The following is a 22,275-nucleotide window of genomic DNA, read 5'->3' on the forward strand; positions in this document are numbered from 1 at the left end:
CTTAACATAGTTAGGCGAGACCTGACGAGTTCTTTAGAAGGAAAAACATGGAAAAAATTCGATTAAAATTGAAAGCTTATGATCATCGTGTACTTGATAGATCTGTAGCATCAATCGTAGAGGCTGTTAAGCGTACAGGCGCGGTAATTCGTGGTCCGATACCTTTACCAACAAAGATTCGTAAATACACTGTATTGAAATCTCCGCATATCAATAAAAGCTCACGCGAACAGTTCGAAATTCGTACACACGCTAGAGTAATAGATATTGTTTCTGCAACGCCGGAAACTGTAGATTCATTAATGAAACTAGATCTTGCACCTGAAGTGGACGTTGAAGTTCGCTCTATGGATAAGTAGGAGGTCATCATGGAATATATTGTTGAAAAAATCGGTATGAGCCGTACTATCTCAGTTCCTAGTAAGCCTGTTACTCTTTTAAGAGTTTTAGACGCTAAGGTCTGTGAAGTTAATGAAAGTGGCGCAATTGTAGCTTACAAGAGCGGTAAAAAAATGAATAAGGCAATTGAAGGTCAGCAAAAGAAATACAGCATTTCATCTGAATTCAACCGTTTTGTTACTTTAGAAGTAGCAAATACTGAAGCAGGAGATTTAGATTTAACACCTTTGGCAGAAGCTAAAGTTGTAAAAGCTACATTTACTACTAAAGGTCGCGGTTTTTCAGGTGCAATGAAACGTTGGAATTTCTCCGGTGGTCCTGCATCTCACGGTCATAGATTTGGTCGCAGAACAGGTTCTATCGGTAATGCAGAGTGGCCAGGTCGTGTTATGAAGGGCAAGAAAATGCCTGGACAATACGGTAATACACAAAATAGTGTTAAGAATGAGATAGTTTCTTTTGATGCTGAAAACAGAATCATTGCGGTTTCTGGTTCAGTTTCTGGAGCTAACGGTTCTTTAGGTCGTGTAAAGGTAGCTAGATAATGAGCGCAATAGTTCTAAATGAAAAAATGGAAAAAGCTTCTGAGTTAGCTTTGCCGGAGAGTTTCTCCGGAATTAATCCTCATAACTTATACCTGTACGTAAAGTCTGCACAAGCAGCTCAAAGAGCTAACAGTGCAACAGCACTTACTCGTGCACAAGTTAGAGGCGGCGGCAAGAAGCCATGGGCTCAAAAAGGCGGCGGGCGTGCTCGTGCCGGTTCACGTCGTTCACCTATATTTGTAGGTGGTGGTAAAGCATTCGGTCCTAGTAACAACCGTAACTATGATCTTAAAGTAAATAAGAAGCAAAAAAAACTTGCTCTAAACTTTGCTTTAGCAGAACATGCACAAAACGGCAGTTTATTCATCGTGGATAGTATTGAAATCGCATCAGGTAAAACAAAAGATGCTGTGGCAATGTTTAAAGCGTTAAATCAAAGAGATACGCTTTTTGTAAAGACGATATTAGATGAAAAAACTTATTTAGCATTTGAAAATATCTCAAGTACTTATGTAATTGAAGAGAATGAATTAAATGCTTATTTAGCTGCAAATTATCGTTCACTAGTGATCGAAAAAGCGGTATGGGAAAATCTTGTAGGTGAGGCTAAATAATGGCAGATATTACAGATATTAAATCTATACTCTATACAGAGAAAACACTTGGCATGCAAGAAGATGGAATAATCGTTGTTCAAACATCTCCGCGTATGACTAAGAACGGTCTTAAAGAGGTTTTTCGTGAGTACTTTGGAATAATTCCTTCAAGAGTAAACTCATTGAATCAAAACGGAAAAACAAAAAAATTCCGTGGCATGTCAGGCAAGCAAAATGACTTTAAAAAGTTTTATGTGAAGTTACCTGAGGGTGCACAAATAGAAAGTTTGGCGGTTTAACATGGCAATTAAAACTTATAGACCGATAACTCCGTCTCGTCGTTTTTATACAAATGTTGACAGTGGCGACATAACTGCAAAAGCTAGTGTACGTTCACTGCTTGTAAAACTTCCTGCTCACGCTGGACGTAACAACAACGGGCGTATTACATCTCGTCATAGAGAAGCCGGTGCGAAAAAACTTTACCGTATTATTGATTTCAAAAGAAATAAATTCGGTATTCCCGGTGCTGTTAGTACAGTTGAGTATGATCCATACCGTAACTGCCGTATAGCACTTGTGACATACGCAGACGGTGAGAAGAGATATATTCTTTTACCAAAGAATTTAAATGTAGGCGATGCTGTAATGTCAGCAGAGTCTGGATTAGACGTAAAACCGGGTAATGCAATGAAGCTAATGAATATACCTGTCGGTACATTGGTCCACAATGTTGAGCTAAAAGTCGGCAAAGGCGGACAGATGGTTCGTTCAGCTGGAACTAGCGCTCAAATTATGGGTCGTGACGGCAAGTATGTTTCACTTCGTATGCCTTCGTCTGAGATGCGTTTAGTACTTGGTGAGTGTATGGCTACTGTGGGTGTTGTTGGAAATGAAGAGTACAACAACATTGTAATAGCAAAAGCAGGTCGTTCTCGCCATATGGGTATTCGTCCTCAAACTCGTGGTTCTGCGATGAACCCAATCGATCACCCGCACGGTGGTGGTGAAGGTAAAACGAACTCAGGTCGTCATCCAGTTACTCCATGGGGTAAACCAACGAAGGGTTCAAAAACTCGTCGTAAAAAAGCAAGTGATAAACTTATTATTACTCGCCGTAAATCTAATCCGAAGAGGTAGTAAAATGGCAAGAAGTGTAAAAAAAGGTCCATTTGTTGATGATCATTTGATGAAGAAAGTAGTTGCAGCCAAAGCTGAAGGTAATAAAAAACCTATCAAAACTTGGTCTCGTAGAAGTATGGTTCTACCTGACATGGTCGGCTTGACTTTTAACGTTCATAATGGACGTCAATTTGTACCTGTATATGTATCAGAAAACCATATTGGTTATAAATTAGGTGAATTTGCACCGACTCGTACATTTAAGGGCCATAAGGGCTCTGTACAGAAGAAAGGTTAATCATGGCTAGAGCATTATTAAAATATATCCGTGTTTCACCGATCAAATCTCGTCTTATTGCAAGAGAGATTCAAGGTATGAACGCTGAGCAAGCATTAGCAGCTTTAGAGTTTACACCAAACAAAGCAGCAAAAATTATCTATAAAGTAGTTGCCTCAGCAGTTGCAAATAGCGGTAACGAAGCTAGCGATTGTATAGTAACGTCATGTCGTATTGACAATGGTCCTGTACTTAAGAGATTTCGTCCGAGAGCTCGTGGTATGGCATCAGGCATCAGAAAGCCGACAGCGCATATATTAGTAGAAGTAGAGGGTAAATAATATGGGTCAAAAAGTTAATCCTATTGGTTTACGTCTTGGTATCAATCGCAATTGGGAGAGCCGTTGGTTCCCTAATTTTAAGACTGCAGCAGCATCTTTGGGCGAAGATTACAAGATTCGTACATATTTGAAAAAAGAGCTTTACTATGCGGGTGTTTCTAACATTATCATAGAGAGAACCGTTAAGAGACTTCGTGTTACTATCGTTGCTGCTCGTCCCGGTATTATCATTGGAAAAAAAGGCGCAGATATTGAGAAGCTTAAAGATACTCTTCAAAATCTTGTTGGTAAGCCAATTTCTGTAAACATCAAAGAGGAGAAGAAAGCTCAAATCTCTTCTCAGCTTGTTGCTGAAAATGTTGCTACTCAATTAGAGCGCCGTGTTGCATTTAGAAGAGCTATGAAAAAAGTTATGCAAAATGCACAAAGAGGCGGAGCTAAAGGTATCAAGATATCTGTAAGCGGTCGTCTTGGCGGAGCTGAAATGGCTCGTACTGAGTGGTATTTAGAGGGACGTGTTCCACTTCATACACTTCGTGCAAAAATAGATTACGGTTTTGCTGAAGCACACACTACGTACGGTTGTATCGGTGTAAAAGTTTGGATATTCAAAGGTGAGGTTCTCACAAAAGGTATCCCGGCTGAAGTAAAAGAAGAGCAGCAAAAAGAGGGCGCACGTCGTCCTAAGCGTGCTCCAAAACGCGAAAATAGCGGAAAGGCGGAATAAACATGTTGATGCCTAAGAGAACTAAATATCGTAAGGTAATGAAAGGACGTAACCGTGGTTACGCTCGTTCCGGTTATACATTAGCATTTGGGGATATCGCTTTAAAAGCGGTTGAAGCAGGTCGTATTAACTCTCGTCAGATTGAGTCTGCTCGTATTTCAGCTACTCGTCACATTAAAAGAAATGGTAAGATCTGGATTCGTGTATTCCCAGCTAAGCCACTGACTGCTAAGCCTCTTGAAACTCGTATGGGTAAAGGTAAGGGTTCAGTTGATCAATGGGTTATGAACATTAAACCAGGTCGTATAATTTTTGAAATGGCCGGTGTTCCGGAAGAGCTTGCTCGTGAAGCGCTTACTCTTGCAATGCACAAATTGCCTTTCAAAACAAAAATAATTACTGCGGAGATGAGCAATGAAATATTCTGATTTAGCAGATAAAAGCGTAGCAGAGCTTCAAGCAATGCTAAAAGAGAAAAAGACGCAACTCTTTACTCTTAAAATTAAAAAACAGATGATGCAACTTCAAAACACTAGCGAACTACGTGTCGCTAAAAAAGATGTTGCTAGAATCAACACTGCACTTAGTGCAGCGAAATAGGGGCCGGCAATGACACATAAACGTGAAATTCAAGGTAATGTAGTAAAAATTGCAGGCGAAAAAACAGCGAGTATCGTTGTTGAGCGCCGTGTAATGCACCCTCGTTACCATAAAGTTGTAAAGCGTTTCAAAAAGTACTTGGTACATGATGAGCGCAATGAGTTAAAAGTAGGCGATAAGATTATTGCAATCGAATGTCGCCCACTTTCTAAGACTAAATCTTTTAGACTTAAAACAGTAGTGTCAGGAGCAGAGTAATGATTCAAGGTTTTACTCGTCTAAATGTAGCTGATAATACAGGTGCAAAAGAGATTATGTGTATTAAGGTACTTGGCGGTTCTAAGCGTCGTTATGCAAAAGTCGGTGATGTTATCGTCGCTTCTGTAAAAAAAGCGACTCCTACTGCTAAAGTTAAAAAAGGTAAAGTTGTAAAAGCTGTTGTAGTTAGAACCGCAAAAGAGATTCACCGTGAAAACGGTTCTCTTATTCGTTTCGATGACAATGCAGCTGTTATACTTGATGACAAGAGAGAGCCAATCGGCACTCGTATTTTCGGACCGATTGCTCGTGAAGTACGCTACAGCGGTTTTATGAAAATCGTATCTCTTGCACCGGAGGTTGTTTAATGGCAAAGTTTAAATTCAAAAAAGGCGATACTGTAGAAATTATCGCCGGTGATGATCGCGGAACAAAAGCTACTGTACTTGAAGTATTACCAAAAAAAAACAAGGTAATAGTTGAGGGTTGCAAAATTGCTAAAAAAGCTATCAAACCAACAGAAGAGAACACTAAGGGCGGACATATCAATAAAGAGATGCCTATAGATGTTTCAAATGTTCGTAAAGTGGAGGCATAATCAATGGCTCGTATGAAAGAAAAATATTTAGGTTTAAAATCTGAACTTCAAGCAGACCTTGGGATAAAAAATCCAATGCAGACTCCTGCATTAGAAAAAATTATTATCTCTGTAGGTGCTGGTTTCGCAATGAAGGATAATAAGCTTATTCAAAATATTGAAGACACAATTACTACTATTGCAGGACAAAAAGCAAGTACTGTAATAGCTAAGAAATCAGTTGCTGGTTTTAAAGTACGTGAAGGAATGCCTGTGGGTGTTCGTGTAACACTTCGCGGTGAGAAGATGTTCAATTTCTTTGATCGTCTAGTTTCTATCGCTCTTCCACGTGTAAAAGACTTCCGTGGAGTTCCTAGAAATGGATTTGATGGTCGTGGAAATTACAACTTTGGACTGCAGGAGCAGTTGATTTTCCCGGAAATCAATTATGACTCTATTATGCAGATTCATGGTATGAATATCACAGTTGTTACAACTGCTGATTCTGATAAAGCAGGATTTGCTCTTTTAGAGAAAATGGGCATGCCTTTTACTAAAGGGAGTAACTAATGGCTAAAAAGTCGATGATAAACAAAGCGAACAAAACTCCAAAGTTTAAAGTTCGCGGTTATACAAGATGCCAGATTTGTGGTCGTCCACACTCTGTTATCCGTGACTTCGGTATCTGTCGTATATGTTTTAGAAAAATGGCAAATGAGGGATTAATCCCAGGCGTTAGAAAGTCAAGCTGGTAAGCCAAAAGCTTCCTCTTGAAACTTCTGATGATTAGCAAAGGAAAATAAATGATAAATGATTTAGTATCGGATGCGTTAACACGTATTCGTAATGCTGGTATGAGAAGATTAGATGTTACCAAACTTGTTCACTCTAAGAGTGTTGAAGCTATGGCAAACATTTTAGTTGAAAAAGGTTATATTGACAGCTGTAACGTTGTTGAAGACGGCGTTAAAAAAACAATCAATGTTGTATTGAAATACAATGATGAGGGTAAAACTGTTATCAATGAAATGAAAAGAGTATCTAAGCCTGGACGTCGTGTCTATAAAGGTAAAGATGAGATAAAGCGTTTCAAAAATGGTTACGGAACTATTATTGTTAGTACATCACGCGGCATTCTACCAAACGATAAAGCTTTTGAGCTTGGTATCGGTGGTGAAGTAATGTGTACGATTTGGTAGGGAGATAACATGTCAAGAATTGGTAAATTACCTGTAGAGTGTGCAACTGATGTTAAAGTAAGCACAAATGGAAATGTTATAACTTTTGCTAAAGGCAAAAATAGTGTTGAATTAGATACAAAAGGAAACGTTGCTTTCACTTTAGACGGAAATGTTTTAACTTTTGCAACTCTTTCAGATTCTCGTGTTCATAGAGCATTTTGGGGAACGTATCGTGCGTTGGCTCAAAATATTGTTACAGGTTTAACAACCGGTTACACTAAGCAACTAGAGATTAACGGTGTTGGTTATCGTGCTGCAGTAAACGGCAAAGTACTTAACTTACAACTTGGTTTTTCACATGATATTAATTATGAATTGCCTGAGAGTATTGAAGCAAGTGTTGAGAAGAACGTTATCACTTTTAAAAGTCATGACAAGCAAGCGCTTGGTCAAGTTGCCGCTGAAGTAAGAGGATTCCGTCCACCAGAGCCTTACAAAGGCAAAGGTGTTAAATACATGGAAGAACATATCGTGCGTAAAGCCGGTAAAACTTCTAAGAAATAAGGGAGGAGTATAGATGAAAGCAAAAGTACTAAAAAGCAAAATTGCTAATCGCTTAAAAAGAAAGCGTCGTATTCGTGCAAAAATATCTGGTTGTGCTTCACTTCCTCGTGTTTCTGTATTTCGTTCAAATCGTTATTTGAGTGTTCAAGCTATTAATGATGCAACTGCAACAACTTTAGCGGCGTTAAACTCAAAAGTTACAGGTCATAAAGCAAACAAAGAGGGTGCAGCTGCACTTGGTGCGGCATTTGCTGCTACACTAAAAACAGCTAATATTTCTGAGATTGTATTTGACCGTAATGGTTACCAATACCACGGTGTTATAGCTGCATTTGGTGACGCACTTCGTGCAAACGAAATTAAGTTCTAGGGGTTAAGATGGAAATCAATAGAGAAGATTTTGAAGAATCAATTGTTAACATAGGTCGTGTTACAAAAGTTGTAAAAGGTGGACGTCGTTTTCGTTTTACAGCACTTGTAGTTGTTGGTGATAAAAAAGGTACTATCGGTTTTGGTGCTGGAAAAGCGAAAGAAGTTCCAGATGCTATTAAAAAAGCGGTAGACAATGCATTTAAAAACCTAAGTAAGGTTAGTATCAAAGGTACTACGATTGCACATGATATTGAACATAAGTACAATGCAAGTCGTGTTCTTTTAAAACCAGCTTCAGAAGGTACGGGAGTAATTGCCGGTGGTGCAACTCGTCACGTTCTTGAATTAGCAGGTATTAAAGACATACTTACAAAGTCAATCGGTTCAAACAATCCAGGTACACTAGTGCGCGCTACGGTTGAAGCACTAGGTCGTTTAAAAGGATAACTGATGGGTATTGAAAATTTAACGCCGGCAGAAGGTTCTGTAAAGAATCGTAAAAGAATCGGTCGTGGACAAGCTTCTGGAACAGGTAAAACTGCAGGTCGCGGTTCTAAAGGTCAAAAGTCTCGTACAGGTTACAAGAGAAAAAGAAACTTTGAAGGTGGACAACAGCCACTTGCAAGAAGACTTCCAAAAATTGGATTTACTTCTCGTGTAATCAAGCCTTACGTAATCAACGTTGAGAAAATAATAGCAGTTGCTGAGCTTTCTGAAATTACTATGGAGAGTATCCGTGGTGTTCATAAAATAGCTGCTTGTGTTACTAAAGTTAAGTTGGTTGGTGCTACTGCAAAAAATCTAGCATCAAAAATTAAAGACGACAACGTTACTACTACAGGTAAATAGTCGTGAATAAAAATCTAGTAAATAAGATACTTATTACTATCGGGTTTTTATTTATTTATCGCCTACTGGCATACGTGCCGGTTCCAGGCGTAGACGCTTCTGTTATCGCTTCATTCTTCGACTCACATCAATCGGATGCACTAGGCTTATTCAATATGTTTAGCGGTAACGCTGTTGAGAGAATGTCAATCATAGCTCTTGGAATCATGCCATATATTACCGCTTCCATTATTATGGAACTTTTAGCGGCTACATTTGCACCTCTTGGTCAGATGAAAAAAGAGCGTGACGGAATGGTTAAGTATATGCAGATTATCCGCTATGCGACAATTGTAATTACAATCATTCAAGCAATAGGTATCAGTGTTGGACTTCAGAGTCTTACAGGGCCTAACGGTAACAGCGCAATACTAATCGATTACAACACATTTATACTTGTTTCTGCCGTTTCAATGGTGGCAGGTACGATGTTATTGATGTGGATCGGTGAGCAGATTACACAAAGCGGTATCGGTAACGGTATATCTTTGATCATTTTTGCAGGAATCGTCTCAGCAATTCCGAGCGCAATTGGTCAGACAATTACCATGGTAAATACGGGAGCTATGAGTTTTTTAACAGTAATAGCAATTCTTGCTCTTATATTGGGAACCGTAGGTGTGATTATATATGTTGAACTTGGTGAGCGCCGTGTACCGGTTACATACGCTAAAAAAGTTATGATGCAAAACCAAAATAAAAGAGTTATGAACTATATTCCTATCAAAGTGAACCTATCGGGTGTTATTCCGGTTATCTTTGCTAGTGCAATTCTAATGTTTCCTATGACTATTTTATCAAGCAGCAGTAATCCTACTGTACTTGCGGTTGCGGATTACTTAAACCCAAATAGTTATTTCTTTAACTTTTTAACATTTCTTTTTGTAGTTTTCTTTGCATTTTTCTATGCATCGATTACTTTTAACTCAAAAGATATTGCAGATAATTTGAAAAAACAGGGTGGTTTTATTCCTGGTATTCGTACCGGAAATGCAACATCAGAGTTTTTAAATACAACTGCAAGTAACCTTACATTTACAGGTGCGCTCTATTTAGGTCTGGTTGCAACTCTGCCGTTTATGATTATAAAAGGCATGGGAGTTCCATTCTTTTTTGGAGGTACGGCAGTTTTAATCGTTGTTCAGGTTGCTCTTGATACGATGAGAAAAATTGAGGCTCAGGCTTATATGAGTAAGTACCAAACATTAAGTGCGGTTGGTTTATAAATAATGGCCATTGCGCTTAGAAAACCTCTAGAGATAGAGAAACTTCGCGCCGCTAACAAGATTGTCGGCGGTGCGCTAGAACTACTTCGTCAAAACACAAAACCTGGGATCTCTTTAAAAGAGCTTGATGCTATGGCAGAGGAGTATATTCTCTCTCATGGAGCAAGACCCTCTTTTAAAGGTCTTTATGGCTTTCCAAATGCAGTCTGCACTTCCCTTAATCAAGTTATTATTCACGGTATTCCAACTGACTATAAGCTTCAAGAGGGCGATATTATCGGTTATGATATCGGGACAGAACTTGATGGCTGGTTCGGTGATGCGGCTATATCGGTTCCAGTCGGCAAGGTAAGTGCCCAAGATGAATCGCTTATTGCATGTGCAAAAGAGTCTCTTTATGAAGCAATAAAATCCATTAAGGTGGGTATGAGATTTAAAGAGCTCTCAGCAGTGCTGGAAAACTCTATTCGTTCAAGAGGTTTCGTGCCACTGCATAGTTTCTGCGGGCACGGTATCGGCAAAAAACCTCATGAAGAGCCTGAGATTCCTAACTATTTGGAAGCAAAAGATGCAAAAGGCGGTCCCAAGATTAAAAATGGGATGGTTTTTTGTCTAGAGCCTATGGTTTGTCAAAAAGAGACAAAACCGCTTATTTTAGAAAATAAGTGGGATGTTGTTAGTGCCGATGGTTTACGCGGCTCACACTATGAGCATACTGTTGCAATTGTCAATGGTAAAGCTGAAATTTTATCTCTGGCTTGAGAAAAAAAGGATTAAAATGGCTAAATCAGATGTTATCGAAGTTGATGGCAAGATTATAGAGGCTTTGCCAAATGCAACATTTCGTGTTGAGTTAGAAAACGGACATATTATTTTATGTCATATTGCAGGAAAGATGCGTATGCACTATATTAAAATATTACCGGGAGATAAAGTTAAACTTGAGTTAACACCATACTCTCTTGATAAAGGTCGTATCACATATAGATACAAATAAGAAGAGGTCTCTACCTCTTTTTTATCCCAAAGCACACTTATAATAATTAAATTAAGCTCTGCCCTGTATAATTCTTTTATATAGTTATATAAGGATTAGTAATGTTATACTCCCTCTTTTTCCGTATGCGCTTTGTTCACTACGTCGGCATCATATTGCTTATAGTCAATGGAACATTTTTTACTGACAATATTATCGGACAGCTTATCCAGTATGTAGTAGCGGCTGTTATAGTCGTTCATGACCTAGATGAGAAGTATAACGGTGTCGATATGACAAAATCTCTTATAAAGCAGCTTGAAAATCTCGAGCATGGAGAGAAGATAACTTTAAAGAACAGTTATAACTCAGAGCTAAGCAAAGCGGCTGAAAATATGAACAGGTTTCAGGAGATATTTCTACAGGCACAAGATACTAACGAAAAATCACATACCATTGAGAAGATAGTCGGCAGAATAAACAGCGATTATGAAAATACAAATATAAGTATGATTAACGAGAGAGAACTTCTTGCCAAGGTAGTATCAATCGGGGAAAAATTGAAAGTTGTACTTGGAAACGATTTAGTAGATGCTTCAAGGTCAAAAGAGAATATAACAGAAGTAAGCGAAAATTTAAACAGTATTAAAAATGAGATAACAGGCATAGTAAATCAGCTTCAAGATGCTTCAAGTACGCAAAATATTTTAGCAAATGACCTAAGTAAGGTCTCGGATGATGCAAATCAGGTAAAAGATGTTATTTTAGTAATTGCGGATATTGCAGACCAGACAAACCTGCTTGCGTTAAATGCTGCTATTGAAGCTGCACGCGCAGGCGAGCACGGAAGAGGGTTTGCGGTTGTTGCCGATGAAGTTAGAAAGCTAGCAGAGAGAACGCAGAAGTCACTTACCGAGATTAATGCAACCATTAACGTAGTAAGCCAATCTATAAATAATACTAGCGAGCAGATGAATAGAAGCTCTCAAACAATCGAGTCTTTGGCGGAGCTCTCTACGGATGCATCAAAGCGCATGGAGAGTATCTCTCAGGCAATCGGTAATGGAGTTATTTTGGCTCAGAGGACAGTTGAGAGCTATACCCAAAATGCTAAGACAACAGAAGAGATAATAGGCAATATTGCAAAGATTGATGAACTCTCAAAAAAAAGCAACGAGAGTATCAAGGTTATAAAAAATAGTGTTGAAGAGCTTAGTCGGGTTGTTTAATGCAGCGGAATTAAAAATGTAATATTTTTATATTTTTAAAACCAAATTTTTGGTAAAGAATATACCAGTTTACAGAAGCTTCAAATATAGTATCATCGTATACGACTATATCTTTATCTTTTATCAAACTCAACTTAGAGACAAACTCCCTTAACTCATCTTCATCTCTAAGGGTAAGGTCATCAAAAAAATTATCACGATAATCTCTGTCTATGGTATAAGAGATATCAGAAAACAGCTCAGGGCTTTGAAGCTTGTTGCTGCTATCTACAATGGTAATGTTTCGGCTGTTGCTTTTTATATAATCCAGCTCTACTAAAAAGTTTGGATTGTGTTTTATCTTATAGCTGCCGTCCTCTTTTGTAGAGCTTCTTTTTGAAGAGACAAGAGTGTGATATTTAAATACCCACGCTATATAGCCGCCTTCGAGTATGGAAATATTTTCAAATCCATGTTCGGCTAAAACAAATGCCAAGTAGGTTGAGTTTTGAAGATTCTCGTAACTGTTTCTTGAGTAAATAACCACATGTGAATCTGGATTTATTCCAAGATCTATAATCTCTTTTTGTACATTCTTGCTATAAGCAGAGGCAAGTCTCTCATAATCGCTCTTGGTAAATTTGGAGATATCTGCATGAAGTGCTCCTTTTATATGACTTATATTGTACATATCCAAAGGGCTTACATCTAAAAGAACTATCTTTTCGTCACTGAGCGAATCTTTTAGTTTATCTGGCGTTATAAACGCATCATAGGCATACGAGTAGAGGGTAAGAAGAAGTAGGGCAAGAAGATGTTTCATAAGATAGTTTAAAAAGTACGCGTATTTCTAAATTCTGATATCTCTGTCTCAACCATCTCGTTTATCATGATTTTAAAAAGGTCGGAAATCATATTTGGAGAGACATCTGCCTGAATTGCGGAGTGACGAACCTTTTGCAGGATATAATCTACTCTATCATCTGCCTTAACCTCTTCAATGCTGTTTTTAAACGAGGCAGCCTGACGTACAAGATGGCTTCTCTTTGAGATGAGATTTACAATCTCGTCATCTATCTTATCTATCTCTGTTCTGACCTCTTCGAGGGAGTTGCATTTTTTTATTTTTGACATGTAGATTCTCCGTTTTTAATAGGACATATTACCCAAAAAGAGATAATAATTAAGCCATATACTCTAGTTGGGTTTTATGATTTTTTTTATCTCTTTTGGCAGATGAGCAAAGGGAATATTTCTAACTCCCGCCTTTACTCCATCTTCATAAGCCATTACATCAACACTCATTTTTAGTGGAAAAAAACGCAAAACAGTGTAAGAGTTTCTCTCCTGAGAAAAAGATATATTCTCAAACTCTATGCTCTTTTTATGCTTTGCCATCTTGGCTCTTTAGGTATATTCCGGTATCTTTAACTTCTATATCTCCGCTCTCTTGAAGAGCTGTAAGTGCGCGTTTGAACTCTTTTTTGCTTAGTCCAAATACATCTTTTATAAGCTCAGCATCACTTTTATAGTTGTAAGGCATGGAGGCACCGCTTTTTTTCAGAAGAGACAAAACTTTTTCACATGAGATGTCTTTTTGTTTAGCTCCGCTTTGTCGAAGAGCCAAGTCTATGGAGCCGTCTTTTCTTACGGTTTTAACATAGGCTTTTCTTATGCTTCCAATCTCTACCGTCTCAAAAATTTCATTGTGGTAGATAAGCCCTTCGTATTTCTCCTCTACAATGCACTTAAAACCAAGCGGAGTTTTTGCTATGATGATTATATCAACCTCTTTATTTGGAGTGAGTCCTTTTGGTCTTTTATCAAAAAAGTCACCGAGCTTTTCAGTTCCTACAAGACGGTGCGTTCTTTCATCATATACAACTTTTAGAAATCTCTTATCGCCGATTTTGAACTTCTCTTTTTGAAACATATTTGGAACAAAAAGATCTTTTGCAAGTCCCCAAGCAACAAATGCCCCAAAAGGTGCCACATCAACGACCTCAAAAAGAGCATACTCATCAAGCATCGCTTTTGGTTTTAGAGTCGTTGCAATAAGCCTATCTTCGGAGTCTGTATATAAAAACACCTCCAAAAGAGTATCTTCTTGCATCGCATCAGTTACGTAAGCTTGCGGCAAGAGTACATCTTTTTCATCAAGTGATGTCAAAAATATTCCGTGAGGAGTGTGTCTGTTAACTCTAAGGCAGTTTATGCGCCCGAGTTCTAAATGTTGGTTTTCTTGCAATATATTTCCTTGTTATTGCGTATGTCTCAAGCGTCGGTTTGAGAACTTTTTTGACATTATATCTTGTTTAATATTTCAAACGCTATGGCATATAAACATTGTCATAATTATGGCAATCTTAAAAATATTCTCATCCCAAAAGTGCTAAGAATATAAACAGAGAAATTTGATATTATTTGAAAAATTTACATAAAATAAGGAAAAAATATGTTTAAGATAATTGTAGAAAAAGAGTGCAGCTGCTTTAAAAAAAGTGACTTGGTAAACGGTTTGGAGATCGCTTCAAAAGATGGCGCTCTTCTAAAATCTATCGAGATGAGAGACACTATGAACGATGAGTTCTGCGGCAAGCACAGCTTTAAAGTTCAAGAGGTAGGAGATAGTTTTGTTATCGCTATGAGCGACTCAACTAGCAACGGATGCTGCGGCGGCGGATGCGGAAGTCACTAAGACTTCCCTCCAGCGACAAAATCAGATCGTTATCTAAACCATTTAATTTCCCCCTTTTAATTTATGTATAATCTTGTTTCAAAAAAAATATAGGATTATATATTGACAACTTTCCCCCTTGAAAATGTAAAAAAATTAAGAAAAGAGCTTGCGACCCACCCTGTTTATACTGCCGTTGCAGATATGAACGACCTTACAGTTTTTATGCAACATCACATCTACTCTGTTTGGGACTTTATGTCATTGGTTAAATATCTGCAAAACAAAATTGCTCCTGCACAGATACCATGGACTCCGGTTGGAGATGCGCAAGTACAACGTTTTATTAACGATATTGTGCTTGAAGAAGAGACAGATGAAGGTATTGCGCTAAAAGATGGAACACCAACATATACAAGCCATTTTAACCTCTACTTACAAGCTATGGAAGAGGTTAAAGTTGGAAGTAGTCAGCTTGCCAGAGAGTTTGTTTCTAAAGTTGCATCCGACTCTCTGGATATTGCAAGAAAAACAACCAAAATACCTTCTGCAGCGGAAGAGTTCATGCAAACAACATTCAACTTTATCAATGGTGACAAACCTCATGTTATTGCAGCGGCATTTGCTTTAGGCAGAGAACATATCATTCCAGAAATGTTTCGTGCTCTTCTTGATAAAATGAATATCTCAAGAGAAGAGGCAGGAGTATTTCATTACTATTTAGACCGTCATATAGAGCTTGATGGAGACTTTCACGGTCCAATGTCCATGCGTATGCTTGAGCTATTGTGTGAAGATGATAAGGTTAAAATAGCAGAGGCAGAAGAAGCCGCTCTGCTTGCAATAAAAGCCCGAATTAAATTTTGGGACGGTGTATTATTGGCTATTGAAAGTAGTAAAAAAGCATAATGAAGTGCATAAAGTCTATTTTTTAATGCATGTGTGCAATGCATGATGATGTTTCATTGTGATATTTATCGCTTTCAGGCTGCAACACAAAATGTGTGATTCTCATCTTAAGTAGATTTTGACGAGCAGACTCTATTACATTTTCAATGTCACAAAGGTTTAAGTTCTCATCTAGAACAATATGTGCACTTCCGTAAATATCTTTTGAATTTGGATTGTAAATATGCAAATCATGAACAGAGTGGATTCGCTTATCTTCTAAAATAAGCTCTTTAACCCGGTTTAAATCAACACTGCTGCTATCCATCAAAACAAAAAATGATTTTTTTAAGATAGGGTAGGTCTCTTTGATGATATAGATACTAAAGAGCGTTGAGAGCAGGGCGTCAATCATAACAATACCAAAAAAGTAAATAAGTATCCCGCCGACGGCAACACTAAGTGAAATTACAGCGTCTCCAAGCATATGCAGATAAGCCGAAGTGATATTGAGATCTTTGCCCTCATGTTTATGATCCGGGTCTTCATCGCCGTGATGATGTTCTATATTTGCTCGGCTTAGCAGATAGGTGCTGTAACCGTTAATTAGCAAAGCGATAAGAGAAGCCAAAATAACTATAGGTGCATCTATAGGATGTGGTTCAAAAAATCTCTTGATTGATTCAAAAAGGATAAAAATCATCGTTACAAACAAAAACAGAGAGTTGATAAATGCCGCCATCATCTCAGCTTTTATATACCCAAAAGTCATTGTTTTTGTTGCCTCTTTTGCTCCGTAAATAATGGCAATAAGAGAGATAAAGAGTGCCAACACATCTCCAAGATTGTGAAAAGCATCGGCAATAAGCGCCATCGAACCACTAAATATTCCAGCACCGATTTCAGCTACAACCAAAATGATATTTAAAAATATTACTCTTTGGAGTGTCTGTTTTTTCTTTATCTCTTGCAATTTTATCTCCTGCTATTTTCTCCGTTTATTAGCGAGAGTACTTCCTCTACGCTTAGAACTCTTCCTGTACTTACAACTTTGTTATCTATCACAAGCCCCGGAGTGCTCACAACCTGATACTCCATTATTTTCATAATATCATCGACCTTTTCTATCTGAACGAACTTTCCGCTCTTTGCAACAGCCTCTTTTACAACCGCTTCAAGTGTCTTGCACTTCGCACAGCCTGTTCCTAAAATCTCAATTTTCATGTACTATCCTTTTATAAAATTATGTTAAATAGATATCCGACCAGGAGTATTCCAAAACCGACCACGCCAAAAAATATCGCAATGAGTTTGAGCGAGAGAACCCTTTTTAAAATCATCGCTTCGGGCAGACTAAGTGCAACCACCGCCATCATAAAGCTAAGAGCCGTTCCAAGAAGCATTCCTTTTTGCGTCAGCACTTCAACAAGCGGCAAAATCCCCGCAGCGCTACTATACATCGGAATCCCCATAACAACTGCGATTATGGGTGCGTACCAAGCATCGCCGCCAGCATACTTACTTATAAAGTCAGCGGGAACGTAGCCATGTATAAATGCGCCAATTCCTACGCCTATGATAACATAGATATATATCTTTAAAAAAATATCCGCAGTGTACTCCCACGCCTCTTTTACTCTGTTTGAAAAAGTTATCTTCTCTTCGTTGAAAGAGATTGTCTCTACAGGTTTTACCTCTATAAGCACCTCTTTTTCCAAGTTCATAGAGCCGATGATAAGTCCCGCAACAATCGCTATCAAAAGACCCACACCAACATAAAGAAGTGCAATTTTGAAACCAAAAAGCGAAAGAAGCAGCGCTATAACTACTGCATCGCTTAAGGGTGCCGAGATAAGGTAGCTAAATGTAACGCCAAGAGGGATTCTTGCCTGCAAAAAACCCAAAAACAGAGGGATGGCACTGCATGAACAAAAGGGAGTGATGACACCGAAAAGGGCTGCCAGAACATGCCCGGTTATCTTATGCTTGCCGCTTATGTACGCTCTTGCTTTCTCTACGGGAAAGTAGCTTCTCAAAATTGTCACAAGGTAGATAATGAGTATGAGAAGTATAAATATCTTTATGGTATCGTAGATGAAAAAGTGAACCGCCTCGCCCAGATGACTCTGCGCAACTAAACCAAAAATATCAAAAACTGCCCATCCGCTTAGATTGTGCAACCACTCAAACATAGTTAGTTACACAGCTCTTTTTTTACAACGCTAAGAAGCTCTTTTTCTATAAGAAGAAGTGTTTTTTCATACTCCTCCTCCGCTTTTCCGCTTGGATCGTCAAACCCTACATGGATGGTTTTAACCGCTTTTGGAAACATAGGACAGCTCTCTTTTGCGTGATCGCAGACTGTAACTATCAAATCAAACGCAGTATCAAGAACAGTCTCGATGACTTTTGAGTGATACTCATCCCTCCAGTAACCCAAAGAATCCAAAAGCGCTTTTGCATGTGGATTTACCGCGCCGCTTGCTTTGACGCCTGAGCTTTGTGCTACTAGACAATCGCCTAGCTTTGCGTTTAAAAGCGCCTCTGCCATAATAGAGCGGCAGCTGTTTCCCGTACATAGAATCAATACGTTTTTTTTACTCATAGTTTACACTCTCCGGTTTGTGATGATTTTTTCAATTTTGGAACTTCAATATCGAGATGTCTTATCTCTTGCAGCGCTTCAGTTCTAAAACGATCAAGCGGACAACGCACAGAGTAGTATGCCCAAGTGCCCCGCCTCTCGACTCGCAGAAATCCCGCCTCTTTTAAGATTTTAAGATGGCGTGAGAGACGTGACTGAATCATCTCTAAAGAGTTTTGCAGATCGCAAACACAAGTACGGCCATGTTCGTCAAGGAAGCGCAGTATTAGAACTCTTGTTTCGTCGTTTAGTGCAGCTACACTTTTTAAAAAGATATCCACAATGAGCTCCTCTGTTTAAATTGTAAAATTGTAGCGAAAAAATATTGTTAAATCAATATATGTTGATATTTAGATTTAATTCTGCTATAGTTTTGGTTTTTAAATAATAGGAGTCATATATGGTACTGGCGATGTTTGTCTTTTTGGTTACCCTTCTTTTTATCATCTGGCAGCCGCGCGGTTTGCAAATAGGCACGACTGCCGTTGCTGGAGCGGTTGTAGCTCTTGTAGTCGGAGTTGTAAACTTTGGAGATGTTATAAGTGTAATAGACATTGTCTGGGATGCGACTTTGGCTTTTATCGGGATAATCCTCCTCTCCATGATTTTGGATGAGATAGGTTTTTTCGAGTGGGCAGCCATTAAAATGGCAAAACTTAGCGGCGGAAACGGACACAAAATGTTTGTTTATATACTGCTTTTGGGTGCCCTAGTTGCCGCATTTTTTGCAAATGACGGTGCAGCGCTAATCCTAACGCCGATACTTCTTGCAAAGATGAAGTACCTAAAGATGAAACCGCTGGCGATATTTGCTTTTTTGATGGCGGGCGGTTTCATAGGAGACAGCGCATCCAACCCTCTTGTTATCTCAAACCTTACCAACATTGTAACGGTTGGCTATTTTAATATCGGCTTTGTCGAGTATGCTAAAAATATGTTTTTGCCCAATCTCTTGAGCATAATTGCTTCCATCGCGGTCTTGTGGATTTACTTTCGTAAAGATATCCCTTTCATAATCGACGTCTCAAAACTTCCCGAAGCCTCCTCGGTTATAAAAAACCAGACCATGTTTAAGTTCAGCTGGTTTTTTCTTGCATTTTTGATGGTGGGTTATTTTATAGGCGATTACTACCATCTGCCAGTCTCTCTTTTTGCACTCGGCGGCGCTCTGACTCTTTTGGTAATCGCAAACCATTACAAGGCGGTAAAACCCATTATGACCATAAAAGCCGCACCTTGGCAGGTCGTATGGTTTAGTATCGGTCTATATGTCGTCGTTTACGGTCTAAAAAATGAAGGTTTGACGGATATTATCGCCTCTTGGATTAGGGAGCTAAATACGCACGGAGACTTTATTGCCATTATCGGAACAGGATTTCTCTCGGCAGTTGTAAGCTCGGTTATGAACAACATGCCGACAATCATGATTATGGATATCGCGATAGATCAGGTCGGTTACATCGGAAATGAAGCGCTTGTTTATGCAAATATTTTAGGCTCAAATCTTGGTCCGAAAATGACGCCGATAGGCTCACTCGCAACCCTTTTATGGCTACATGTGCTTGCTAAAAAGGGAGTAAAAATTGGGTGGGGCGAATATATGAAAGTAGGGCTTGTCATAACCCCACCGGTTCTTTTCGTCGCACTTCTCGGTCTTGTGTAAAAAACCAATTAGTCGTAAAGATATAGCTTGTTATACCTTATGATTTTAGTCAAGTCATCGCCGTACTGTTCGCCGATTTCAGAGTAGTTCTCTAGCTTTTCTACCAGCAGGTAGGGGTCGTCCGTCTGCATCTTAAGCTCTCTAAAGTCTTTGTAGGCTTTGGAGCGGGCAAGTGTTTTGTAGTAATCTCTGATGGAGTCCTCTATGCTTGAATACTTTTTCAGCCAGATGACTCTCTCGCCTCTCTGCTCCGAAGCCGCAATTCTCGGACCTTTTTTGCTTACCGACCACATGCCGTATAAGTTGTTCGCCTCTTTGAGAAATCTTGACTCCGCCCATGCGCTCTCCATCGCCGCCTGAGCTATTGCAATGCTTTTTGGATGAGGTTTTAGAGCCATCAAGAGCTCTTCGTCACTCTCTACTTTATAGATCTTTTTTAACTCTAATATTTTCTCTTTATACGCTGTATTTGTTAGATTTTTTGAAATTTCATTGTACTGCTCTTCCAACTCGGCGTAAACTTTGTCTATGGCTGGAATTACAAGATTGCTAAACTCTCTCTTTTTTTCACTGACTGAGAGCATGCTGTTTTGTGGAGTCTCTTCAACTTTATGGGATTTTAGTGTATTTGGTACCGACTCTTTTTTTATAAATACTGTGTCATACAGAGCGAACAATATAAGAGATACCATATAGATATAGAGCAGGTTGTCGGATAAAAACTTCATATTAAAAACTCCATCTCTAGTTTTTTTGTATAGGCTCCAAGCATCGCTCTTTCAAAATCGTTGTTTGTCGAGTATTGGTAACCAAACGCCTCGCTCCACATCTCATGACTTTCCATGCAGAGATAAAAAAAGACCTCTTTGTGCCATGGAGCAAAACTCTCATAAGCATGTCTGAACATCTCGACTTTTATGTCATGCGGATAGGAGCTTTTGCCGTTTGCATCAACAAGCGGCATCTGGGTAATTTTGCTTCTAAAATCCCGCTCACGAAGCTGTTTGATAACGGGTTTTATAAAGGTAAGTGTACCAAAACTAACAAGTGCCACTTCATCAGGCTGGAACTCTTTGAGTAGTCTTGTGTAAACCCCTTTGTACTCTTTTAAGTAATTTTCATATTCCACTATAGGATGAAAATGAAAGCCGATTTTTACCCCTTTGTCTGCCACTATTCTTGCGGCTCTGATCCTTTTCTCCAAAGAAGCGCTAAGATGCTCCTCGTTCAGGATAATGGTAGGCGTGTTAAGCGACCAAGTGCAGAGTATATTTTTAGGTACGCTGTTTTCTAAAAAGTATTTTACATTATCGGATTTTGTTTTAAATTCTAAAATAACATTTGGATTTTGCCTTGCAAAGTCAAAGAGCGCATCCAAAATGCCTTCTCTATTGCCCCACAAAAGCGAGTCAGAAGATTGACCCGTACCTATATGGTAGGTTCTGTTTTTGTCAAGTTTGAGATTTTGGAGTTTTTGGGCAAAAGAGCTGTCAAAGGTTATGGTGTCTTGGTTGTAAAAAGATTGTATGGAGCAGTAAGAGCAGTCAAATCCGCAGCTCTCGACCGCATCAAGTGTTAGAAGATTGCAGCATCTCGTCTTTTCGCTAGCAACAGGGCAGAGCCCAAGCCCAAATCCCTCTTTTGCCTCTGTTTTGAATGTGAACTTCTGCTCATCTCTCTGGTTTTTAAGCTCAAAATCTTTGTAGGAGTTAGGTTTATTGCGCAGCTCTTCGTACGCTTTTTTAAGCCTTGAGAAAACAACTTTTTTTTGCGAATGCTCCGGAAATATCTCTATGATGTTCTTTTCATTCCACATCTCAAGGTCTCTTGCGATGTCGATTATCTGCCTGATCTCCTGATGAGAAAACCTATACATGTAAGCCCTGGAGCGTATAAACTCCTGTTCACTTTGCGAGAGTTTATGGAAAAAACTGTTCTGTATACTCGCGTGAAATTTATCTTCGTATATATTCATGGGCGGAATTTTAGCAGAATTGATATTTTTTTGAAATAATGTTTTAAAAATATGTCATTTTGCAATAATTTTCAGATAAATAGATTAAAAATAGTAATATTCATAAAATTACGATGTTTATTCAATCTGAGGAGATTGTTATGATTTTAGGAAAATGTCCTTATTGTGATGATGGTTTTATTGAGGTGCGTGACAAAGAGGTGAGCGGCAAAAAGGTTAAGCTCTATGCCTGCAGCAACGCTCACTGGAAAACGGAGGACGGGGAGATGTTCGAGCTGAGAGATGATGCTTCGTGCGAGTTTAGAATCTGGCAGAATAGCCTTGCCAAATATGGAAAGTGGCTTACATATAAAGAGGTGCGCTCTCTTTTGGAAAATGAGACTCTTGAAGTGGAGCTTTTGAGCAAAAAATATGGCAAAAAAGTCTACTACAATAAGCAGATAGTTCTAAATCCTGAGTATGGAGTGAGTGTTTTATGGGACTAACTTGTAGTAAAAAAGAGTAAAAGTCGTTAATCTTATAGGTAAATCCGACGAAACCATTTAACAACCATAGCAAACAGACTTTTCTA

39 protein-coding genes are annotated in these 22,275 nt (G+C 38.8%); 28 read left to right on the plus strand and 11 right to left on the minus strand.

Annotation, left to right across the window (positions count from 1 at the left end; all coding sequences use genetic code 11):
• Positions 1-47 precede the first annotated feature (47 nt).
• From rpsJ to IBX42_RS04875, 24 genes are all read left to right on the plus strand, one after another.
• Complete coding sequence (gene rpsJ, locus IBX42_RS04760; protein ID WP_294929597.1) at positions 48-359, plus strand: 30S ribosomal protein S10; 312 nt, start codon at positions 48-50, stop codon at positions 357-359.
• Positions 360-368: 9 nt separating this feature from the next.
• The gene (gene rplC / locus IBX42_RS04765; RefSeq protein ID WP_294929600.1) at positions 369-944 is read left to right on the plus strand and encodes a 50S ribosomal protein L3; all 576 of its coding nucleotides are present in this window, start codon (positions 369-371) and stop codon (positions 942-944) included.
• Positions 944-1,558: a 50S ribosomal protein L4 gene (gene rplD / locus IBX42_RS04770; RefSeq protein WP_294929603.1), complete on the plus strand. Its 615-nt coding sequence runs from the start codon at positions 944-946 to the stop codon at positions 1,556-1,558. The genes rplC and rplD overlap by 1 nt, the downstream gene beginning before the upstream one ends.
• Positions 1,558-1,839, plus strand: coding sequence for a 50S ribosomal protein L23 (locus tag IBX42_RS04775; protein ID WP_294929607.1), 282 nt, complete (start codon positions 1,558-1,560; stop codon positions 1,837-1,839). Before rplD ends, IBX42_RS04775 begins: the two co-directional genes overlap by 1 nt.
• Position 1,840: 1 nt before the next feature.
• Positions 1,841-2,680 carry a 50S ribosomal protein L2 gene (rplB, locus tag IBX42_RS04780; protein WP_294929610.1) on the plus strand — a complete coding sequence of 280 codons (840 nt, stop codon included), beginning with the start codon at positions 1,841-1,843 and terminating at the stop codon, positions 2,678-2,680.
• A 4-nt stretch (positions 2,681-2,684) separates the two neighbouring features.
• Complete coding sequence (gene rpsS, locus IBX42_RS04785; RefSeq protein ID WP_294929613.1) at positions 2,685-2,960, plus strand: 30S ribosomal protein S19; 276 nt, start codon at positions 2,685-2,687, stop codon at positions 2,958-2,960.
• 2 nt (positions 2,961-2,962) lie between these two features.
• Positions 2,963-3,280, plus strand: a complete 318-nt coding sequence (rplV, locus tag IBX42_RS04790; RefSeq protein WP_294929617.1) for a 50S ribosomal protein L22 — start codon at positions 2,963-2,965, stop codon at positions 3,278-3,280.
• A gap of 1 nt (position 3,281) precedes the next feature.
• A complete protein-coding gene (gene rpsC, locus IBX42_RS04795) occupies positions 3,282-4,007 on the plus strand; it encodes a 30S ribosomal protein S3 (protein WP_294929620.1) in 726 nt (241 codons plus the stop codon).
• Positions 4,008-4,009: 2 nt separating this feature from the next.
• Positions 4,010-4,435, plus strand: coding sequence for a 50S ribosomal protein L16 (gene rplP / locus IBX42_RS04800; protein WP_294929623.1), 426 nt, complete (start codon positions 4,010-4,012; stop codon positions 4,433-4,435).
• Positions 4,422-4,607, plus strand: coding sequence for a 50S ribosomal protein L29 (gene rpmC, locus IBX42_RS04805; protein ID WP_294929626.1), 186 nt, complete (start codon positions 4,422-4,424; stop codon positions 4,605-4,607). The genes rplP and rpmC overlap by 14 nt, the downstream gene beginning before the upstream one ends.
• Before the next feature lie 9 nt (positions 4,608-4,616).
• Positions 4,617-4,865, plus strand: a complete 249-nt coding sequence (rpsQ, locus tag IBX42_RS04810) for a 30S ribosomal protein S17 (RefSeq protein ID WP_294929629.1) — start codon at positions 4,617-4,619, stop codon at positions 4,863-4,865.
• On the plus strand, positions 4,865-5,233 hold the full coding sequence (gene rplN / locus IBX42_RS04815; RefSeq protein WP_294929632.1) for a 50S ribosomal protein L14: 369 nt from the start codon (positions 4,865-4,867) through the stop codon (positions 5,231-5,233). The genes rpsQ and rplN overlap by 1 nt, the downstream gene beginning before the upstream one ends.
• Positions 5,233-5,463, plus strand: coding sequence for a 50S ribosomal protein L24 (rplX, locus tag IBX42_RS04820; RefSeq protein WP_152298658.1), 231 nt, complete (start codon positions 5,233-5,235; stop codon positions 5,461-5,463). The genes rplN and rplX overlap by 1 nt, the downstream gene beginning before the upstream one ends.
• A 3-nt stretch (positions 5,464-5,466) precedes the next feature.
• Positions 5,467-6,012, plus strand: coding sequence for a 50S ribosomal protein L5 (rplE, locus tag IBX42_RS04825; protein ID WP_294929636.1), 546 nt, complete (start codon positions 5,467-5,469; stop codon positions 6,010-6,012).
• Complete coding sequence (locus IBX42_RS04830) at positions 6,012-6,197, plus strand: type Z 30S ribosomal protein S14 (RefSeq protein WP_137011587.1); 186 nt, start codon at positions 6,012-6,014, stop codon at positions 6,195-6,197. The genes rplE and IBX42_RS04830 overlap by 1 nt, the downstream gene beginning before the upstream one ends.
• Positions 6,198-6,245: 48 nt before the next feature.
• A complete protein-coding gene (rpsH, locus tag IBX42_RS04835; RefSeq protein ID WP_294929642.1) occupies positions 6,246-6,641 on the plus strand; it encodes a 30S ribosomal protein S8 in 396 nt (131 codons plus the stop codon).
• Positions 6,642-6,650: 9 nt separating this feature from the next.
• On the plus strand, positions 6,651-7,187 hold the full coding sequence (gene rplF, locus IBX42_RS04840) for a 50S ribosomal protein L6 (RefSeq protein ID WP_294929645.1): 537 nt from the start codon (positions 6,651-6,653) through the stop codon (positions 7,185-7,187).
• A gap of 13 nt (positions 7,188-7,200) precedes the next feature.
• On the plus strand, positions 7,201-7,557 hold the full coding sequence (rplR, locus tag IBX42_RS04845) for a 50S ribosomal protein L18 (RefSeq protein WP_294929648.1): 357 nt from the start codon (positions 7,201-7,203) through the stop codon (positions 7,555-7,557).
• 8 nt (positions 7,558-7,565) lie between these two features.
• Positions 7,566-8,006: a 30S ribosomal protein S5 gene (gene rpsE, locus IBX42_RS04850; RefSeq protein WP_294929651.1), complete on the plus strand. Its 441-nt coding sequence runs from the start codon at positions 7,566-7,568 to the stop codon at positions 8,004-8,006.
• A gap of 3 nt (positions 8,007-8,009) precedes the next feature.
• Positions 8,010-8,408: a 50S ribosomal protein L15 gene (rplO, locus tag IBX42_RS04855; RefSeq protein WP_294929655.1), complete on the plus strand. Its 399-nt coding sequence runs from the start codon at positions 8,010-8,012 to the stop codon at positions 8,406-8,408.
• A gap of 2 nt (positions 8,409-8,410) precedes the next feature.
• Entirely contained in the window at positions 8,411-9,673 is a 1,263-nt protein-coding gene (secY, locus tag IBX42_RS04860) for a preprotein translocase subunit SecY (RefSeq protein ID WP_294929658.1), read from the plus strand.
• 3 nt (positions 9,674-9,676) lie between these two features.
• A complete protein-coding gene (gene map / locus IBX42_RS04865) occupies positions 9,677-10,435 on the plus strand; it encodes a type I methionyl aminopeptidase (RefSeq protein WP_294929661.1) in 759 nt (252 codons plus the stop codon).
• 16 nt (positions 10,436-10,451) lie between these two features.
• Positions 10,452-10,670: a translation initiation factor IF-1 gene (gene infA, locus IBX42_RS04870; RefSeq protein WP_008338996.1), complete on the plus strand. Its 219-nt coding sequence runs from the start codon at positions 10,452-10,454 to the stop codon at positions 10,668-10,670.
• A gap of 101 nt (positions 10,671-10,771) precedes the next feature.
• Positions 10,772-11,878: a methyl-accepting chemotaxis protein gene (locus IBX42_RS04875; protein WP_294929665.1), complete on the plus strand. Its 1,107-nt coding sequence runs from the start codon at positions 10,772-10,774 to the stop codon at positions 11,876-11,878.
• A gap of 10 nt (positions 11,879-11,888) precedes the next feature.
• Here the strand turns inward: IBX42_RS04875 and IBX42_RS04880 are convergent, their stop codons facing one another.
• The 4 genes from IBX42_RS04880 to IBX42_RS04895 all read right to left on the minus strand — a co-directional run bounded on the left by IBX42_RS04880 (position 11,889) and on the right by IBX42_RS04895 (position 14,105).
• On the minus strand, positions 11,889-12,680 hold the full coding sequence (locus IBX42_RS04880) for a rhodanese-like domain-containing protein (RefSeq protein ID WP_294929668.1): 792 nt from the start codon (positions 12,678-12,680) through the stop codon (positions 11,889-11,891).
• An 8-nt stretch (positions 12,681-12,688) separates the two neighbouring features.
• On the minus strand, positions 12,689-12,991 hold the full coding sequence (locus tag IBX42_RS04885; protein ID WP_294929671.1) for a chorismate mutase: 303 nt from the start codon (positions 12,989-12,991) through the stop codon (positions 12,689-12,691).
• Positions 12,992-13,054: 63 nt separating this feature from the next.
• A complete protein-coding gene (locus tag IBX42_RS04890; protein WP_294929674.1) occupies positions 13,055-13,255 on the minus strand; it encodes a hypothetical protein in 201 nt (66 codons plus the stop codon).
• Positions 13,242-14,105, minus strand: coding sequence for a S1-like domain-containing RNA-binding protein (locus IBX42_RS04895; RefSeq protein WP_294929677.1), 864 nt, complete (start codon positions 14,103-14,105; stop codon positions 13,242-13,244). Before IBX42_RS04895 ends, IBX42_RS04890 begins: the two co-directional genes overlap by 14 nt.
• Positions 14,106-14,312: 207 nt before the next feature.
• On the opposite strand from IBX42_RS04895, the gene IBX42_RS04900 reads away from it, so the two are divergent.
• On the plus strand, positions 14,313-14,555 hold the full coding sequence (locus tag IBX42_RS04900) for a hypothetical protein (protein WP_294929680.1): 243 nt from the start codon (positions 14,313-14,315) through the stop codon (positions 14,553-14,555).
• Between the two features lie 102 nt (positions 14,556-14,657).
• On the plus strand, positions 14,658-15,443 hold the full coding sequence (locus tag IBX42_RS04905) for a DUF3050 domain-containing protein (protein ID WP_294929683.1): 786 nt from the start codon (positions 14,658-14,660) through the stop codon (positions 15,441-15,443).
• A gap of 22 nt (positions 15,444-15,465) precedes the next feature.
• On the opposite strand, the gene IBX42_RS04910 is transcribed toward IBX42_RS04905, so the two are convergent.
• Genes IBX42_RS04910 through IBX42_RS04930 form a run of 5 tightly spaced genes read right to left on the minus strand, consistent with a single transcriptional unit; the run spans position 15,466 to position 18,347 of the window.
• Positions 15,466-16,395, minus strand: a complete 930-nt coding sequence (locus IBX42_RS04910) for a cation diffusion facilitator family transporter (protein WP_294929686.1) — start codon at positions 16,393-16,395, stop codon at positions 15,466-15,468.
• A gap of 2 nt (positions 16,396-16,397) precedes the next feature.
• A complete protein-coding gene (locus IBX42_RS04915; protein WP_294929689.1) occupies positions 16,398-16,646 on the minus strand; it encodes a thioredoxin family protein in 249 nt (82 codons plus the stop codon).
• A gap of 11 nt (positions 16,647-16,657) precedes the next feature.
• The gene (locus IBX42_RS04920; RefSeq protein ID WP_294929692.1) at positions 16,658-17,614 is read right to left on the minus strand and encodes a permease; all 957 of its coding nucleotides are present in this window, start codon (positions 17,612-17,614) and stop codon (positions 16,658-16,660) included.
• Positions 17,615-17,616: 2 nt separating this feature from the next.
• A complete protein-coding gene (locus tag IBX42_RS04925) occupies positions 17,617-18,027 on the minus strand; it encodes an arsenate reductase ArsC (protein WP_294929695.1) in 411 nt (136 codons plus the stop codon).
• Positions 18,024-18,347, minus strand: coding sequence for a metalloregulator ArsR/SmtB family transcription factor (locus tag IBX42_RS04930; RefSeq protein WP_294929698.1), 324 nt, complete (start codon positions 18,345-18,347; stop codon positions 18,024-18,026). Before IBX42_RS04930 ends, IBX42_RS04925 begins: the two co-directional genes overlap by 4 nt.
• A gap of 119 nt (positions 18,348-18,466) precedes the next feature.
• Here IBX42_RS04930 and IBX42_RS04935 point away from each other — a divergent pair, with 119 nt between their 5' ends.
• Positions 18,467-19,729 (plus strand): arsenic transporter, encoded by a 1,263-nt coding sequence (locus IBX42_RS04935; protein ID WP_294929701.1) that lies wholly within the window; start codon positions 18,467-18,469, stop codon positions 19,727-19,729.
• 8 nt (positions 19,730-19,737) lie between these two features.
• Here the strand turns inward: IBX42_RS04935 and IBX42_RS04940 are convergent, their stop codons facing one another.
• Together IBX42_RS04940 and IBX42_RS04945 are read right to left on the minus strand one after the other, a co-directional pair.
• Complete coding sequence (locus IBX42_RS04940) at positions 19,738-20,457, minus strand: glucosaminidase domain-containing protein (RefSeq protein ID WP_294929704.1); 720 nt, start codon at positions 20,455-20,457, stop codon at positions 19,738-19,740.
• Positions 20,454-21,605 (minus strand): spore photoproduct lyase family protein, encoded by a 1,152-nt coding sequence (locus IBX42_RS04945; RefSeq protein ID WP_365943356.1) that lies wholly within the window; start codon positions 21,603-21,605, stop codon positions 20,454-20,456. The genes IBX42_RS04940 and IBX42_RS04945 overlap by 4 nt, the downstream gene beginning before the upstream one ends.
• Positions 21,606-21,844: 239 nt before the next feature.
• Here IBX42_RS04945 and IBX42_RS04950 point away from each other — a divergent pair, with 239 nt between their 5' ends.
• A complete protein-coding gene (locus IBX42_RS04950; RefSeq protein ID WP_294929710.1) occupies positions 21,845-22,189 on the plus strand; it encodes a hypothetical protein in 345 nt (114 codons plus the stop codon).
• The last annotated feature ends 86 nt before the right edge of the window (positions 22,190-22,275 follow it).

Origin of the sequence: Sulfurimonas sp. (assembly GCF_014859695.1) — a bacterium.
GTDB lineage: Bacteria > Campylobacterota > Campylobacteria > Campylobacterales > Sulfurimonadaceae > Sulfurimonas.